This window comes from Vagococcus penaei (assembly GCF_001998885.1).
In the GTDB taxonomy this organism is placed as follows: Bacteria; Bacillota; Bacilli; order Lactobacillales; family Vagococcaceae; genus Vagococcus; species Vagococcus penaei.
Window position 1 is genome coordinate 2107240 of the sequence record NZ_CP019609.1, and the last position, 14127, is coordinate 2121366.

At 35.0% G+C, this 14127-nt stretch carries 14 protein-coding genes and 1 other RNA gene; 11 read left to right on the forward strand and 4 right to left on the reverse strand.

Features of this window, described 5'->3' with window-relative positions:
* Positions 1 to 37: 37 nt before the first annotated feature.
* Positions 38 to 1384 carry a CitMHS family transporter gene (locus tag BW732_RS10055; protein ID WP_077276605.1) on the reverse strand — a complete coding sequence of 449 codons (1347 nt, stop codon included), beginning with the start codon at positions 1382 to 1384 and terminating at the stop codon, positions 38 to 40.
* Between the two features lie 397 nt (positions 1385 to 1781).
* Here BW732_RS10055 and BW732_RS10060 point away from each other — a divergent pair, with 397 nt between their 5' ends.
* The 11 genes from BW732_RS10060 to BW732_RS10105 all read left to right on the forward strand — a co-directional run bounded on the left by BW732_RS10060 (position 1782) and on the right by BW732_RS10105 (position 11451).
* The gene (locus tag BW732_RS10060) at positions 1782 to 2123 is read left to right on the forward strand and encodes a hypothetical protein (RefSeq protein ID WP_077276606.1); all 342 of its coding nucleotides are present in this window, start codon (positions 1782 to 1784) and stop codon (positions 2121 to 2123) included.
* A 12-nt stretch (positions 2124 to 2135) separates the two neighbouring features.
* A complete protein-coding gene (locus BW732_RS10065; protein WP_077276607.1) occupies positions 2136 to 2531 on the forward strand; it encodes an acetyl-CoA carboxylase biotin carboxyl carrier protein subunit in 396 nt (131 codons plus the stop codon).
* 63 nt (positions 2532 to 2594) lie between these two features.
* Positions 2595 to 3710 (forward strand): sodium ion-translocating decarboxylase subunit beta, encoded by a 1116-nt coding sequence (locus BW732_RS10070; protein ID WP_077276913.1) that lies wholly within the window; start codon positions 2595 to 2597, stop codon positions 3708 to 3710.
* 26 nt (positions 3711 to 3736) lie between these two features.
* Positions 3737 to 3865: an OadG-related small transporter subunit gene (locus tag BW732_RS11700; protein WP_252100561.1), complete on the forward strand. Its 129-nt coding sequence runs from the start codon at positions 3737 to 3739 to the stop codon at positions 3863 to 3865.
* 25 nt (positions 3866 to 3890) lie between these two features.
* Positions 3891 to 4883 (forward strand): [citrate (pro-3S)-lyase] ligase, encoded by a 993-nt coding sequence (gene citC, locus BW732_RS10075; RefSeq protein WP_179946117.1) that lies wholly within the window; start codon positions 3891 to 3893, stop codon positions 4881 to 4883.
* A 6-nt stretch (positions 4884 to 4889) separates the two neighbouring features.
* Complete coding sequence (gene citD / locus BW732_RS10080) at positions 4890 to 5198, forward strand: citrate lyase acyl carrier protein (RefSeq protein WP_077276609.1); 309 nt, start codon at positions 4890 to 4892, stop codon at positions 5196 to 5198.
* Positions 5186 to 6073 (forward strand): citrate (pro-3S)-lyase subunit beta, encoded by an 888-nt coding sequence (gene citE / locus BW732_RS10085; RefSeq protein ID WP_077276610.1) that lies wholly within the window; start codon positions 5186 to 5188, stop codon positions 6071 to 6073. The genes citD and citE overlap by 13 nt, the downstream gene beginning before the upstream one ends.
* 2 nt (positions 6074 to 6075) lie before the next feature.
* Positions 6076 to 7608, forward strand: coding sequence for a citrate lyase subunit alpha (gene citF, locus BW732_RS10090; protein WP_077276611.1), 1533 nt, complete (start codon positions 6076 to 6078; stop codon positions 7606 to 7608).
* Complete coding sequence (citX, locus tag BW732_RS10095) at positions 7601 to 8143, forward strand: citrate lyase holo-[acyl-carrier protein] synthase (protein WP_077276612.1); 543 nt, start codon at positions 7601 to 7603, stop codon at positions 8141 to 8143. The genes citF and citX overlap by 8 nt, the downstream gene beginning before the upstream one ends.
* Complete coding sequence (locus tag BW732_RS10100; RefSeq protein ID WP_077276613.1) at positions 8144 to 9538, forward strand: oxaloacetate decarboxylase subunit alpha; 1395 nt, start codon at positions 8144 to 8146, stop codon at positions 9536 to 9538. It begins immediately after the preceding gene.
* A 359-nt stretch (positions 9539 to 9897) separates the two neighbouring features.
* Positions 9898 to 11451, forward strand: a complete 1554-nt coding sequence (locus tag BW732_RS10105; protein ID WP_228414936.1) for an ABC-F family ATP-binding cassette domain-containing protein — start codon at positions 9898 to 9900, stop codon at positions 11449 to 11451.
* A gap of 297 nt (positions 11452 to 11748) precedes the next feature.
* On the opposite strand, the gene ssrA is transcribed toward BW732_RS10105, so the two are convergent.
* The 3 genes from ssrA to BW732_RS10120 form a co-directional block, all read right to left on the reverse strand.
* Positions 11749 to 12115: a transfer-messenger RNA gene (gene ssrA / locus BW732_RS10110) on the reverse strand.
* A 91-nt stretch (positions 12116 to 12206) separates the two neighbouring features.
* A complete protein-coding gene (locus BW732_RS10115; RefSeq protein ID WP_161485555.1) occupies positions 12207 to 12881 on the reverse strand; it encodes a DUF4352 domain-containing protein in 675 nt (224 codons plus the stop codon).
* 175 nt (positions 12882 to 13056) lie between these two features.
* Positions 13057 to 14061, reverse strand: coding sequence for a DNA/RNA non-specific endonuclease (locus BW732_RS10120; RefSeq protein WP_228414937.1), 1005 nt, complete (start codon positions 14059 to 14061; stop codon positions 13057 to 13059).
* Between the last annotated feature and the right edge of the window lie 66 nt (positions 14062 to 14127).

A 14127-nucleotide genomic window follows, 5' to 3' on the forward strand; every position in this document is an offset into this window, starting at 1 on the left:
TAAAAACGACCCGACTCCTTTGATAATAGATTTTGTTTTATTGTGGAATGTATAAAGGCATATGCCCTAAAAGAACAATTGTCACAACGAAAATTAAGAAAATTCCTAGAGCGTATTTAGCAGATTCTCTTTGCCATTGCCCCATATCTAATTTAGTTAGACGTAATAATAAGTAAATGAAAGCAACTAATGGGCTTAATAAATGGAATGCTTGTCCCATTAATGATGCTAGAGCCATCTGCATATTAGTGAAACCATATGAACGACCAGCTTCGGCTAAAACAGGTAGTACACCAAAGTAGAAACCATCATTTGAAATAAAGAAGGTACCAGGTGCAGAAATTAAAGCGATAACTAAGCCCCAGAATCCTGCTAATTGTTTAGGAATGATATGTGTAAAGCTGTTAGCTAATGCTTCTGCCATTCCAGAACCTTGGAATAATCCCATGAAGACACCAGCAGCGAACACTAAGATAACTACTTGAACAGCGTCTCCACCGTTAGCACCAATACGTGATGATTGGTCTTTAAGAACAGGGTAGTTAACCATTAATGCGATACAAGTTCCCACTAAGAATAATAATAATGGCGGTAAAGCGATTGCATCAACAAATGAACTTGCTACTAACCAAGCAATTAAACCGATAGTTAAAATTGCGTTGAAAACAAAGTTTTGTGGACGACGAATTTTTAATGTTTCAGGGTCTGTTACCGTTGTCATTTCTTGAATCTCAAGATCTGATAATTCTGTAACACCTAAACGTTGACGTTCTTGTTTACCCATACGACGTGCAACAAAGAAAATAACATATAGAACTGATAAAATCATACCCGGAGCTAAATAAGTTAAGATATCCGCATCAACTTCTAAAACAGCCATAGCACGAGCAGTTGGTCCACCCCAAGGCAATAAGTTCATAATCGTGTTTTGTAAAATAACTAAAACAGCAAGGTTCATCAATTTCATATCTAATTTTTTATAAATTGGAATAAATGCCGAACAGCAAATCAATGTTGTTGTGGTACCGTCTCCATTTAGTGAGACTGTAGCAGCAACAACTGCTGTTGCCATTAAAACTTTCATTGGATCGCCTTTTGCGAAATAAATCATTTTTTTTGTAACTGGATCAAATAATCCTGCATCTAACATAATAGAAAAGTATAAAATAGCAAATAGTAACATGATTCCTGTGTTAGATGTTGTTTTAATTCCTTCAATAACAAAATCCCCAATATTTCCCTTTGCAGATACTCCGGCAAGCATTGCAATTAGTGTAAACACTATAGGCACGATTACCAATGAAGTAAACGGTGACATTTTTTTCTTCATGATGACGAACATGAAGAAGATAATCATTCCGTAAGATAAAATGGTTAATAACATTTTTCTCTTCCTCTCTTTTTTTGTTTTTTATTTGTAAGCGGTACCAGCATGTAGCTATAAAAAAATGTTAATTGCGGCTAACACTTGTTAATTTTTTTACAATATTGGTTTTGCTTGACTATAGAATAATCAATTATTTCCATTTAGGATAGCTCAAGTTCACTAAAAAAACACAAAAAAAACAATTTTAACTATTTTGTCTTAGTAAAGTATTAAATAAATATTAACAAAACCTTAATTCGCTAGAAACGTTGATTTATAAGGCTTTGTGTTGATTTTTATAAAAAAAAAGATGAATAGGAACAGCAAAAGAACAATAATTTCACAATAAAAACTACAGAAAACTTTTAAATTTAATATAATATGTGTAAGAAGCAAAAAAGAAAGGAGTAAGAGTATGGGGCTATTTACGAGATTGTTTAAAAAAGAATCGAAAGCGTTACCTATTGAACCATCTAATCGTTCTATAGACACAAATTCAGAAGATAGAACACTCCGCGATGAATGGAAAGCGGTTCCGGCTTATATTGAAGCAAACGCGGAAGATTATCAATTAGTTAGTTTGATAGCAACCGCGATAGCTACGGGGGACCAACCGAATAGTCAGTTTGTCGTGAAAAAGATTTTGCAACGTAATCCAGAAGCTAAGTTAGTGTCTCTGATTTCTGCAAGTATTGCAGAGGCTTCTAATACAAGTAGTCATTCATTAGTAGTTAAAAAAATTTATAAAAAAAATTAGGGGGAAACAAAGATGTTAAGAAAATTTAAGATTTCAATTGATGGTAAAGAGTATTTAGTAGAAATGGAAGAAATTGGTGGCGTTCCGCAAGCCGCTGCACCAGTAGCGCCAGTTGCACCTGTTGCTGCACCAGTTCAAGAAGCACCAAAAGCTGAGTCAGCACCATCTGCACCAGCACCAGTAGCACCAGCAGGAGCAGATGCTATGCCATCTCCTATGCCTGGAACAATTTTAAAAGTATTAGTTAATGTTGGAGACGTTGTTACAGAGAATCAGACATTATTGATTTTAGAAGCTATGAAAATGGAAAATGAAATTGTCGCAAGCAAAGGTGGAACTGTGACAGGTATTCATGTCACACAAGGTCAAATGGTTAACCCTGGTGAGCCATTGATTACTGTTGAATAAGTTAATGAGTTGTAAGTATTACTTATAAGTGTCGCATAATTAAAAAAAGAGGAAGTGATGTTTTTGGAAACACTTATTGAAGGGTTTGTAGGCATGGGGCAAGAACCCGGCCGTATCGTTATGATGATTATTGGTGGTATTCTAATGTATTTAGGAATTAAAAAGGAATACGAGCCAACGTTACTTGTTCCTATGGGTCTTGGAACAATTTTAGTAAACTTTCCTAATTCAGGAGTGTTAAGTGCAGCTGGAGAGCCTGGACCATTCCAAGTATTGTTTGACATGGGGATTTCAACAGAGTTATTCCCATTACTATTATTTATTGGTATTGGTGCAATGATTGATTTTGGACCATTATTACAAAATCCATTTTTATTATTATTTGGTGCAGCCGCACAATTCGGTATTTTCTTTACAATCATTATTGCTGTTTTATTAGGTTTTGATTTAAATGATGCGGCGTCTATTGGAATTATCGGTGCCGCTGATGGACCAACGTCTATCTTCGTGGCAAATACGCTTCATTCGAAATATTTAGGAGCGATTATGGTTGCTGCCTATTCTTATATGGCATTAGTACCAATTATTCAACCGGTTGCGATTAAAGCTGTCACAACTAAAAAAGAACGTAGTATCCGAATGAATTACCGTGCCGGAGAAGTGTCACAAACTGCTAAGATTTTATTCCCAGTTGTTATTTCAATCGTTGCTGGATTAATTGCTCCAGTATCGTTACCTTTAGTTGGGTTTTTAATGTTTGGTAACTTGTTAAGAGAATGTGGTGTATTAGATCGTCTATCTATTACTGCTCAAAATGAGTTAGTTAATTTGATTAGTATTTTATTAGGTTTATCTATTTCTGTTAAAATGCAGTATGAAGAATTTTTACAAGTTGATACGTTAATTGTTATTGGATTAGGTTTAGTTGCCTTTATCATGGATTCTATTGGTGGCGTACTATTTGCGAAGTTGTTAAATATCTTTAGAAAAGAAAAAATTAATCCAATGATTGGTGCAGCAGGTATTTCGGCTTTCCCAATGTCAAGTCGTGTTATTCAAAAAATGGCAACTGATGAAGATCCTCAAAACTTTATTTTAATGCATGCTGCTGGGGCTAACGTGTCTGGTCAAATTGCATCTGTTATTGCGGGTGGATTATTACTTGCATTACTTGCTTAATAAATGAATAGGAAAGGAGCACTATTATGTCAGCAGATTTAGCAAAATCAATCGAATTATTAGTATTAGGTTGGGGTGGAGTATTTGCAGTTATCTTAATTATCTACCTTGTATCAATGGTATTATGTAAGTTATTTCCAGTTAAAAAGAAATAAGTAAAAGAGGCAAATCATGTATTCAATAAAGAGGCTTTGGTTAACTCGTGATTCATATGCCCATAAAAAATGGGCAGAATTAATGGAAGAAGCAGGTTTGACTGTCAATGAAGAAATTGATTATACTGTCGGTATCTATAGTGGGGATAAATTAGTTGCGACAGGATCATTTTTCAAAAATATTATCAAGTGTTTAGTCGTAAGGGAAGAGTTTCAGTCAGAAAATTTACTATTAAAAGTAATACAGCATCTGACAGAGCGACTACATGAAGAAAATCAATTGCATTATTTTGTATATACAAAGCCGAGTAATTTTAATATATTCAAGTCACTGGGATTTCGTGAGATTATTTTTACTGATGATACTCTATTTATGGAACAAGGTTCACCTGATTTTCAAGACTATTTGGAAATGCTACGAATCCATAAAAAGCCTGGTTTAGCTAGTAGTATTGTGATGAACGCTAACCCTTTTACTAAAGGACATCAGTATTTAGTAGAGAAAGCCGCAAGTGAATCGCAACAAGTCTATGTGTTTGTCTTAACTGAAGATCGGTCAGAGTTTTCGAACACTGACCGATTTGAAATGGTGAAGCAAGGTGTGGAACATTTATCCAATGTCACTGTTTTACCAACGAATGATTACTTAATTTCGTCAGCAACGTTTCCTTCTTATTTTTTAAAAGATGCTGCCTATGAAACGGTTGCTCAAGTTCAGGCAACTTTGGATGCGACATTATTTAAAGAAAAAATTGCTCCAGTTTTAGAGATTACCCAACGATTTGTAGGTGAAGAACCTTTTTCAAAAGTGACAGAGATTTATAATCAGTCCTTAAAAAAAGTATTCGCAGAAGAAATCCAGTTAGTTGTAGTCCCGAGAATTGCTAGCGATGGTCAATTAATTAGTGCCACAAAAGTTAGGAACGCATTGAAAAATCAGGATATCGCAACGTTAGAGTCATTTTTACCACCAACGACTTATAAATATTTACAAGAACACAATAAATTATCGAGGTGAAGCAACATGGAAATTATAAAAAATGCTGTTGCTGGTACTGTGGAATCTAGTGACATCATGATCACAGTTGAACCAAATACAGTGAACGAAGTTAATATCTCTTTAGATAGTAGTGTTGAAAAACAATTTGGTAAACAAATCCGTCAAGTTATTACGGATACATTAGAAAAATTGGGTGTGACATCTATAAAAGTAATTGCTGTTGATAAAGGAGCATTAGATTGTACAATTCAAGCACGAACAATTACTGCTGTCTATCGTGCTACAAATGCAGATAAATTTGACTGGAAGGAGATCAACTCATGGAACGCTTAAGAAGAACAATGATGTTTGTACCTGGTTCAAATGCAGCGATGTTAAGAGATGCACCTTTATATGGCGCTGATTCAATTATGTTTGACCTAGAAGATGCTGTGTCGTTAAAAGAAAAAGATTCAGCCCGTACACTAGTACATTTTGCACTTAAAACTTTTGATTATAGTAGTGTTGAAACTGTTGTGCGTATTAATGGATTAGATACAGTTGGAGCTGAAGATATTGAAGCAGTTGTCCTAGCTGGAGTTGATGTCATCCGCTTACCTAAAACAGAAACAGCTCAAGATATTATTGATGTAGATGCTGTGATTACAGCAGTTGAAAAAGCTAATAATATTCCAGTTGGTACGACACACATGATGGCAGCGATTGAATCAGCTGAGGGTGTTCTAAATGCTCCAGCAATTGCCAAAGCATCTGACCGTTTAATTGGTATCGCTTTAGGAGCAGAAGACTATGTGACAAATATGAAAACTAAACGTTATCCTGATGGTCAAGAATTATTCTTTGCGCGCAGTATGATTTTACACGCAGCTCGTATTGCTGGTATTGCTGCTATTGATACTGTTTATTCAGATGTCGATAATGTTGAAGGTTTCAAAGCAGAAGTTAGCCGAATTAAGCAATTAGGCTTTGATGGTAAATCAGTGATTAATCCTCGTCAAATTCCTTTAGTAAATGAGATTTATGCACCAACGGAAAAAGAAATCCAACAGGCTAAAGAAGTCATTTGGGGTATTCGTGAAGCTGAAGCTAAAGGATCTGGTGTTATTTCGGTTAATGGAAAAATGGTTGATAAACCAATCGTTGAACGTGCAGAGCGAGTGATTGCCTTAGCTAAAGCTGCTAAATTAATTACTGAGGAGGAAATTTAGTCATGGTCTTGAATAAAGTAGGAAAAGAAATCCCTCAAGAATATGCTGATCAATATGGTGTTTTTGAAGGTGAATTAGCAAACATTAAACCTTACCAAGAAGCTAGTCGCAGTATTAAACCAGTTCGTCCTAATGACTCTAAACTTTTAGGTAGCATACGTGAAGCCATTGAAAAAACGGGATTAAAAGATGGCATGACAATTTCATTCCATCACCATTTCCGTGAAGGCGACTATGTAATGAACATGGTTCTAGAGGAAATTGCTAAAATGGGTATTAAAAATTTATCAATCGCACCAAGTTCAATTGCTAATGTACATGAGCCGTTGATTGAGCATATTAAAAATGGTGTTGTCACAAATATTACGTCAAGTGGATTACGTGACAAAGTGGGTGCAGCAATTTCTCAAGGAATTATGGAAAATCCTGTTGTGATTCGTTCACACGGTGGCCGTGCGAGAGCTGTAGCCGCTGGTGACATTCATATTGATGTTGCTTTCTTAGGTGCACCAAGTTCTGATAGTTATGGTAATTCAAATGGAACGGTTGGAAAAACCACCTGTGGGTCATTAGGTTATGCAATGATTGACGCGAAATATGCAGATCAAGTAGTCATTATTACGGACACTTTAGTACCGTTCCCAAATACGCCAATCAGTATCCCACAAACGGATGTGGATTATGTTGTTGAAGTCGAAGCTATTGGAGATCCAAAAGGAATTGCTAAAGGTGCTACTCGTTTTACAAAGAATCCAAAAGAATTGTTAATTGCGGAATATGCTTCAAAAGTGATTGTTAATTCACCATATTATAAAGAAGGCTTTTCTTTCCAAACAGGAACAGGTGGAGCATCATTAGCAGTTTCTCGTTTCTTACGTGAAGCAATGATTAAAGATGGTATTACTGCTAGTTTTGCTTTAGGTGGTATTACAAATGCAATGGTTGAGTTGTTAGAAGAAGGCTTAGTTGAAAAAATTATTGATGTGCAAGATTTTGATCATCCGTCAGCAATTTCTTTAGGAAAAAATGCTAATCATTATGAAATTGATGCTAATATGTATGCTTCACCGTTAAGTAAAGGCGCTGTTATTAATCAGTTAGATACAGCGATTTTATCTGCATTAGAAATTGACACAAATTATAATGTTAATGTTATGACCGGTTCTGACGGTATTATCCGTGGGGCGTCTGGTGGGCATTCAGATACAAGTATGGCATGTAAAATGAGTTTAGTTATTTCACCGCTAATCCGTGGACGTATTCCAACAATTGTGGATACAGTGAATACTGTTGTCACACCTGGGACAAGTATTGATGTGATTGTAACAGAAGTTGGGATTGCTATTAATCCAAATCGACCTGATTTAGTTGAACACTTTAAACAGTTAGATGTGCCACAATATACCATTGAGGAATTAAAAGAGAAAGCTTACAGCATTGTCGGAACGCCTGAAGCAATTCAATATGGCGATAAAGTTGTTGCTTTAATTGAATACCGCGATGGAACATTAATTGATGTGGTAAAAAATGTCTAATACTCTATTTGACGGACCAGAAATCACTTTGAGTGATGTACTGGATGCTCGTGAAGCACGTGTCGCTAAGCAATATGAGATATTGGAAGCTAATCCAACAAGTGCTTTGTTATCAGCAACGATGACTATTCCAGGAGCGATTAAAACATCTGTAGGGCTGGAAAAAGTATTTAAAACTGTGATGACTGAGATAGCACAGACAGTAACTAATGTACCGACGCTTTCTCACCTATATGTCAATCAACCAGCAGGGTATGAGTTTTATCTCTTGGTACCAATCACTCCCAAAGAATTAAAAGAAAAAATGATTCAGATTGAGGAGACACATGCTTTTGGCCGTTTAGTCGATTTGGATGTTGTCTGGCTTGAGTTGAGTGAGTTAAAAAGTCTTAGTCGGGAGCAGCTAGGCTATCCAAGACGTCGTTGTTTTATCTGTTCAGATGAGGCAAAAGCATGCGGTCGTTCACGAAAACATTCCGTTGAAGAGATGCAGAGAAAAATCAGTGAAATAGTCGAAGAGGAAGGGTGCAAGTAAATGACTAAAAAAATTCAGTTTATGGAAACAGTTTTGCGTGATGGGCAACAAAGTTTAATTGCCACAAGAATGCCAACAGCAGATATGTTACCAATTATTAAAACAATGGACGAAGCTGGCTATCATTCGTTAGAAATGTGGGGCGGAGCAACGTTTGATTCTTGTATTCGTTTCTTAAATGAAGATCCGTGGGAAAGATTACGGAAAATTCGTGCAGAAGTTAAAAATACTAAGCTACAAATGTTATTACGTGGCCAAAATTTATTAGGTTATAAAAATTATTCCGATGATGTAGTACGTGAATTTGTCGAAAAATCAATCAAAAATGGGATTGATATCATTCGCGTATTTGACGCGTTAAATGATACGCGTAATCTTCAAACATCAATCATTACAGCAAAAGAAGCTGGTGGTCATTGCCAAGCAGCCATCTCTTATACAACAAGTAAGATTCATACAGTTGACTATTTTGTGGCATTAGCCAAAGAAATGGCTAATACTGGAGCAGATTCAATCTGTATTAAAGATATGGCTGGAATTTTAACACCACAAACTGGTTTCGAATTAGTGAGTCGAATTAAAGATGCAATTGATTTACCGTTAGAAGTCCATACGCACGCAACAAGTGGGATTTCAGAGATGACATATTTACGGGTTGCTGAAGCAGGTGCTGATATTATTGATACTGCCATCTCATCATTTGCTGGTGGTACAAGTCAACCAGCAACAGAATCGGTTGCTATGGCATTAGAAGAAATGGGTTATGATACTGGATTAAATATGGAAAAATTAACAGAAATTGCTGAATACTTTAATCCAATTCGTGACACCTTTAGAAATGATGGTATATTAAATCCAAAAGTAAAAGATATTGAACCGAAAACATTAATTTATCAAGTACCTGGTGGGATGTTATCTAACTTATTAAGCCAGTTGACAGAACAGGGATTACAAGACAAATATGATGAAGTTTTAGCGGAAGTTCCTAAGGTACGTGCTGATTTAGGATTTCCACCACTTGTTACGCCATTATCACAAATGGTGGGTACACAAGCATTAATGAACGTTATTTCAGGTGAACGATATAAATTAGTCCCAACAGAAATTAAAGATTATGTTAAAGGCTTATATGGTCGTCCACCAGTTGAAATTTCAAAAGAGATTCAAGAAAAAATTATTGGAGATGCTGAGGTAATCACGCAACGTCCAGCAGATTTAATCGCACCACAAATGCCTGCTTTTAGAGAGGAAATCAAGCAGTATGCGAAATCAGAGGAAGATGTCTTGATGTACGCGTTATTCCCGCAACAAGCAACAGATTTCTTAGGTCGTCGTGAAGACCCATTCTACGATGTACCTGTGCAACATGTTGATGTCAAGATTGACTTATCATAAGATAAATACTAAACAAAAAGCGGCCTCAGATAGATGAGGTCGCTTTTTGAAATTTACATCGGTCATAGAGTATGTTATACTGCATATAATTTTTGTAGAACAATTAGGCTAACAGTCAGAGGTTAGGTTGATTTAAAAGAACACTTTGGCTGGCGTATTAATTTGGTGTATCATGATAAAATTTTTCATCACAAAGTAGTCGAGTAAGAGACATAACTTATGATGTAGCATGAGTTATTTAAGGGACTTTTACGGACGACTATCTAATGATGATAAGTGGCTCCTAGACTGTTAATGCGGATAGGAGCTTTTTTGTTGTTGCAGTAAAATTAAAATAAAGTTACTAAAAAAATGGAAGGATGAATCGAGTGAGTGTATTAACAATTAAACGATTAAGTTATGAATTACCTGATAAATTATTATATGAAGATAGTGAATTTTCATTAAATAAAGGTGAGCATCTTGGGTTAACGGGGAAAAATGGAGTTGGGAAATCAACGCTCTTTAAAATCATTATGGGTGATGTTGTACCAGACAGTGGTGACATCAAATGGCAAAAAAACATTGAATTTGCATATTTAGAGCAACAATTAACTTATGATGAGAATGATACAATGTTTGATTATTTAAAAAGTGCCTTTAAGCGTTTGTATAAAATGGATGAAGATATTCAAAAACTATATGAAGAATACGCAGAAACATATGATGATGAGTTAATTGAAAAAGCGGGTAAATATCAAGAAGAATTAGAAAAACATCATTTTTATACTTTGGAAAGCGATATTGAAAAAGTCGCGACTGGTTTAGGATTAGATGCGATAGGCTTGGACAAAAAAGTTAGTGAGTTAAGTGGGGGACAACGATCGAAAGTCTCTCTAGCAAAGCTATTACTTCAGCCAAGTGATGTCTTTTTGTTAGATGAGCCGACCAACTATTTAGACACTCATCATATTGATTGGTTAGCCAATTATTTAACACAAATGGATGCTAGCTATATGGTGATTTCTCATGATCACGAGTTTTTAAATCGGGTTACAAACTGTATCTGTGATATTGATTTTCAACGTTTAACAAAATACAGTGGCAGTTTAGAAGCAGCAATGAAACAAAAACATGCGAATGCTGAATACTACCAACGTGAGTATGACAAACAACAAAAAGAAATTAATAAATTAGAAAACTATGTTAGAAAATATAAAGCTGGTAGCCGGTCAAATATGGCTAAAAGTCGTGAGAAACAATTAAATCGAATTGAGCGCTTAACACCACCGACAGAAGTAAAACCAGGTAAATTCCAATTTCCGTTTGTTATGACGCATTCGGCAATGATGATTGAAGTTCATAATCTAGCGATTGGGTACAAAAAACCGTTATTACCTAATATTAGCATGACCGTCTTAAATGGTGAGAAAATTGCTATTTCTGGATTTAACGGTATTGGTAAATCAACCTTGTTAAAAACATTGATTGGCCAAGTTCGTCCTTTAGCTGGTGATATTGAATTGAATCGTGAAGCTAAGATTAATTATTTTTCTCAAGATTTAGACTGGGAAAACCCTATGCAAAGTGCATTTGATTATATTAAAGAATTATATCCGAAACTAAACAATAAAGAAGTACGCCGTTATTTATCACGTAGTGGAATTGTCGATGAGAATGTAACTAAAGCCATCCACCAATTAAGTGGGGGTGAACAAACTAAAGTAAAACTCTGTGGCTTAACGTTAAAATCAAGTAATTTATTGATTTTAGACGAGCCAACTAACCACTTAGATGCTGCCACAAAAGAGGCGTTAAAGCGTGCCTTACAAGATTACAAAGGAACCATTTTAGTTGTATCCCATGAAAAAGAATTTGCAGATGGTTTAGTTGATAAAACTTTTGATATTGAGACTCAGACATTTAAAGCTTAATTTGTACATGAAATAAAAAATAGACGATTCATCAAAGTCCTAGAAACGTGACTGATGAATCGTTTATTCTATATACTGAACTATTAATTGAGATAAAACAAGTTTTGATTAGTATTTTTTAAGATACAAGAAGTTGTTAACTGTCACAAATACTCAACAGATTCATTCAATATTATTTATTGAAATAGGATTTGAATACGATATGTATCTAAAAACATCAATCCTCCACAAACAAAAAAGTAGCCAAACGCTGATTTAACAGCATTTAGCTACTTTATGGAATCCTCTGAAAACTATTGATGGAGGCGGCGGGAGTCGAACCCGCGTCCAAATATATTGCCACTTAAACATCTACGCTCATAGTTGTATCATTTAAATTTCGCGCAGCCTTATGCCATACAACCGGCCTCGAGCATTGCTAGTCTGATGATCTCTTTTAAACTTTACAGACGGAAAAGTTTAACGTATCCCACTGAATTTGAGACCCTTACTTGAGCACATGGGCGATGCCAAGAGGATCTTCACTCGCTGTTTTTAGGCAGCTAAAGCGAAAGTATTATTTTCGTTTTTAGCAGTTATATTTAACTGTAACGTTTTAACGTAGACGTAACCTACGAAGCGCAGTCGAAGCTCAAACTATACCTGTCGAATCCGTAACGCCCCCTATATAATTAGAACACTAGTCATTATAACATAGTATGGGTATTTAACTCAAGTTTATTTAAGTTCCACCATTTTAGATAAGCTTTACTTTATTAATTTGATTTTTTTAAATGACTAGTTAAAAGTGTTCCATCATAGGTAAAATATAAATCAGCATTAGCTAAATCAATAGTTTTAGGTATTTCAAAAACTAGAAAGCCTGATACCGTTAAATCTGGATTCATTGATTCAAATGTGATGTATTTAGTTGTTAGCCCAGCTAGGATTGAAGGCATGTATTCTTTTTTTTCATCAGTCACTAATTTAAAGTCATTAACATTAATTGTAGCAGTTGAGTGACCTGTATTTTTAAGCGACACATTGATTAGAGCAAATATGCCATTTTCAGATTGATACGTTTTAAAATTACCTTCTTTAATTTCTGACTCAGATTTTACACTGTTAACCGTTAATTCTAAATCACCAGCTCGTCCAGATTCAGTTAGCTGCAAAGTTTTATTGGCGGTCACTTTTTGCTGCTTAGTGGCTGTTAAATTAGTAGTTTGCTCTTTATTTTTTAAACTATGATTCGTAATTAATGAAGTTCTTAGAAGGCTAAGAGTAATTAAAAAAGCAATAAATGTAAGTAAAAAGAGTCCAAACCAAATATTTAAATAAAATGCTCTTTTTTGTAGATAAATAACTCCTTTGCGGTCTTTTAGATAGGGAATTTTAAGATAGCGTGTTTTCTTTACTTGATAACTTTTGGTTGATTTTTTTGCACGCAATGAAGTCACTCCTTGTCTGTTAGTATAGTTAGTTTAGCACAAGATAACCTCATAAATAAAGTTTAGTTTTTTTTATTTTGATTTATCAACTTGAAAAATATTGTAAAAAAAAGCGTACTCATCAATAACTAGTGAGTACGCATCAAATTCATGACTATATTTATTCTATTTAATACTAATTTTTTGGTGGACGATAGCCCGCATTTTCTGCTTCTTCAATTGTTTTGAACCAAGCTTTAGGATTAGTCGTTTTGTCATAATATTTGGAACCTGGAATATGATAGATATGACTATTTGAACCTTTGATTAAGCCATTACCCTGTGTATCAACATATTCTTCGTGATTTTCAGACTTATTTTGTGTTGTTTCAAAGTTTTTTACTTCTTCTTTTTTTGGAGCAGATGATTTAGGAGTCTCTTTAGTCAGCGTACTCGTCCCATCCGTATAGTTGATTGATACACCATCCTGGACATTAAAAATATAAATGTTAAATGCGATAGCGTCACTATTAATTGATTGAGCACGCATATGAACACCTCGTGCAACAAGTTCGTTATCACGGAAGATTGGTATAACTGAATAGCGAACATAATTATCAGGAGACTGTTCCAGATAATATTTAATATCCATTTCGTGACGTAACATCTCTGGATTATTAAGTTGTTGTGTACCGGTCATTAAATTTTTCCAGTTTGCATTCTCACCAGCAAGTGCAAAACCAATAAGATGTGACCGATTATATAGGTATCCTTTTTCTAACTTTTTATTGCGCCAGCCAGTAGGTTTGACGGAAGATATATCTCCTCGTTTTTCTTTAGGCATTAAGTCCTGGTTTAACATGGCTTCAGCATAAGTCACACGGTTTAAGTGATCTAAGTCGCCATATTTTTCCCAAGAGCCATTTTTTATTGATAAGTCATTAGCTGAAAAATCAGGAACATTATCATTGATAGTAATGGTTTGCTGATTTGAATAGTTTAAATTTGCTAAATCATCGCTATCAGTCTGTTTGCTAGCAGGTTGATTTGTACTCGATGATTGGCTTATTTGCGATGAGCTACTGGTTTTCGGGTGATTGGTCGAAGAATCTCCTTGATGAGTACTACTAGTCGATTGACAACCGGTTAAAGTCATCAATGTGATGAATAGTGTAAGTAAGAAAAATTTTGTCTGTTTCATAGTTTACTCCTTAATTTAGTCAATAAAATCTATCTTATCATGATTTTATTTAAAAGACGACTAGTT

What these genes read in the sequence shown, in the direction of transcription:
- BW732_RS10055 (WP_077276605.1), bottom strand. Translation starts at nt 1,384, where the DNA reads ATGTTATTAACCATTTTATCTTACGGAATGATTATCTTCTTCATGTTC.
- BW732_RS10060 (WP_077276606.1), top strand. Translation starts at nt 1,782, where the DNA reads ATGGGGCTATTTACGAGATTGTTTAAAAAAGAATCGAAAGCGTTACCT.
- BW732_RS10065 (WP_077276607.1), top strand. Translation starts at nt 2,136, where the DNA reads ATGTTAAGAAAATTTAAGATTTCAATTGATGGTAAAGAGTATTTAGTA.
- BW732_RS11700 (WP_252100561.1), top strand. Translation starts at nt 3,737, where the DNA reads ATGTCAGCAGATTTAGCAAAATCAATCGAATTATTAGTATTAGGTTGG.
- citD (WP_077276609.1), top strand. Translation starts at nt 4,890, where the DNA reads ATGGAAATTATAAAAAATGCTGTTGCTGGTACTGTGGAATCTAGTGAC.
- citE (WP_077276610.1), top strand. Translation starts at nt 5,186, where the DNA reads ATGGAACGCTTAAGAAGAACAATGATGTTTGTACCTGGTTCAAATGCA.
- citF (WP_077276611.1), top strand. Translation starts at nt 6,076, where the DNA reads ATGGTCTTGAATAAAGTAGGAAAAGAAATCCCTCAAGAATATGCTGAT.
- citX (WP_077276612.1), top strand. Translation starts at nt 7,601, where the DNA reads ATGTCTAATACTCTATTTGACGGACCAGAAATCACTTTGAGTGATGTA.
- BW732_RS10100 (WP_077276613.1), top strand. Translation starts at nt 8,144, where the DNA reads ATGACTAAAAAAATTCAGTTTATGGAAACAGTTTTGCGTGATGGGCAA.
- BW732_RS10105 (WP_228414936.1), top strand. Translation starts at nt 9,898, where the DNA reads ATGAATCGAGTGAGTGTATTAACAATTAAACGATTAAGTTATGAATTA.
- BW732_RS10120 (WP_228414937.1), bottom strand. Translation starts at nt 14,061, where the DNA reads ATGAAACAGACAAAATTTTTCTTACTTACACTATTCATCACATTGATG.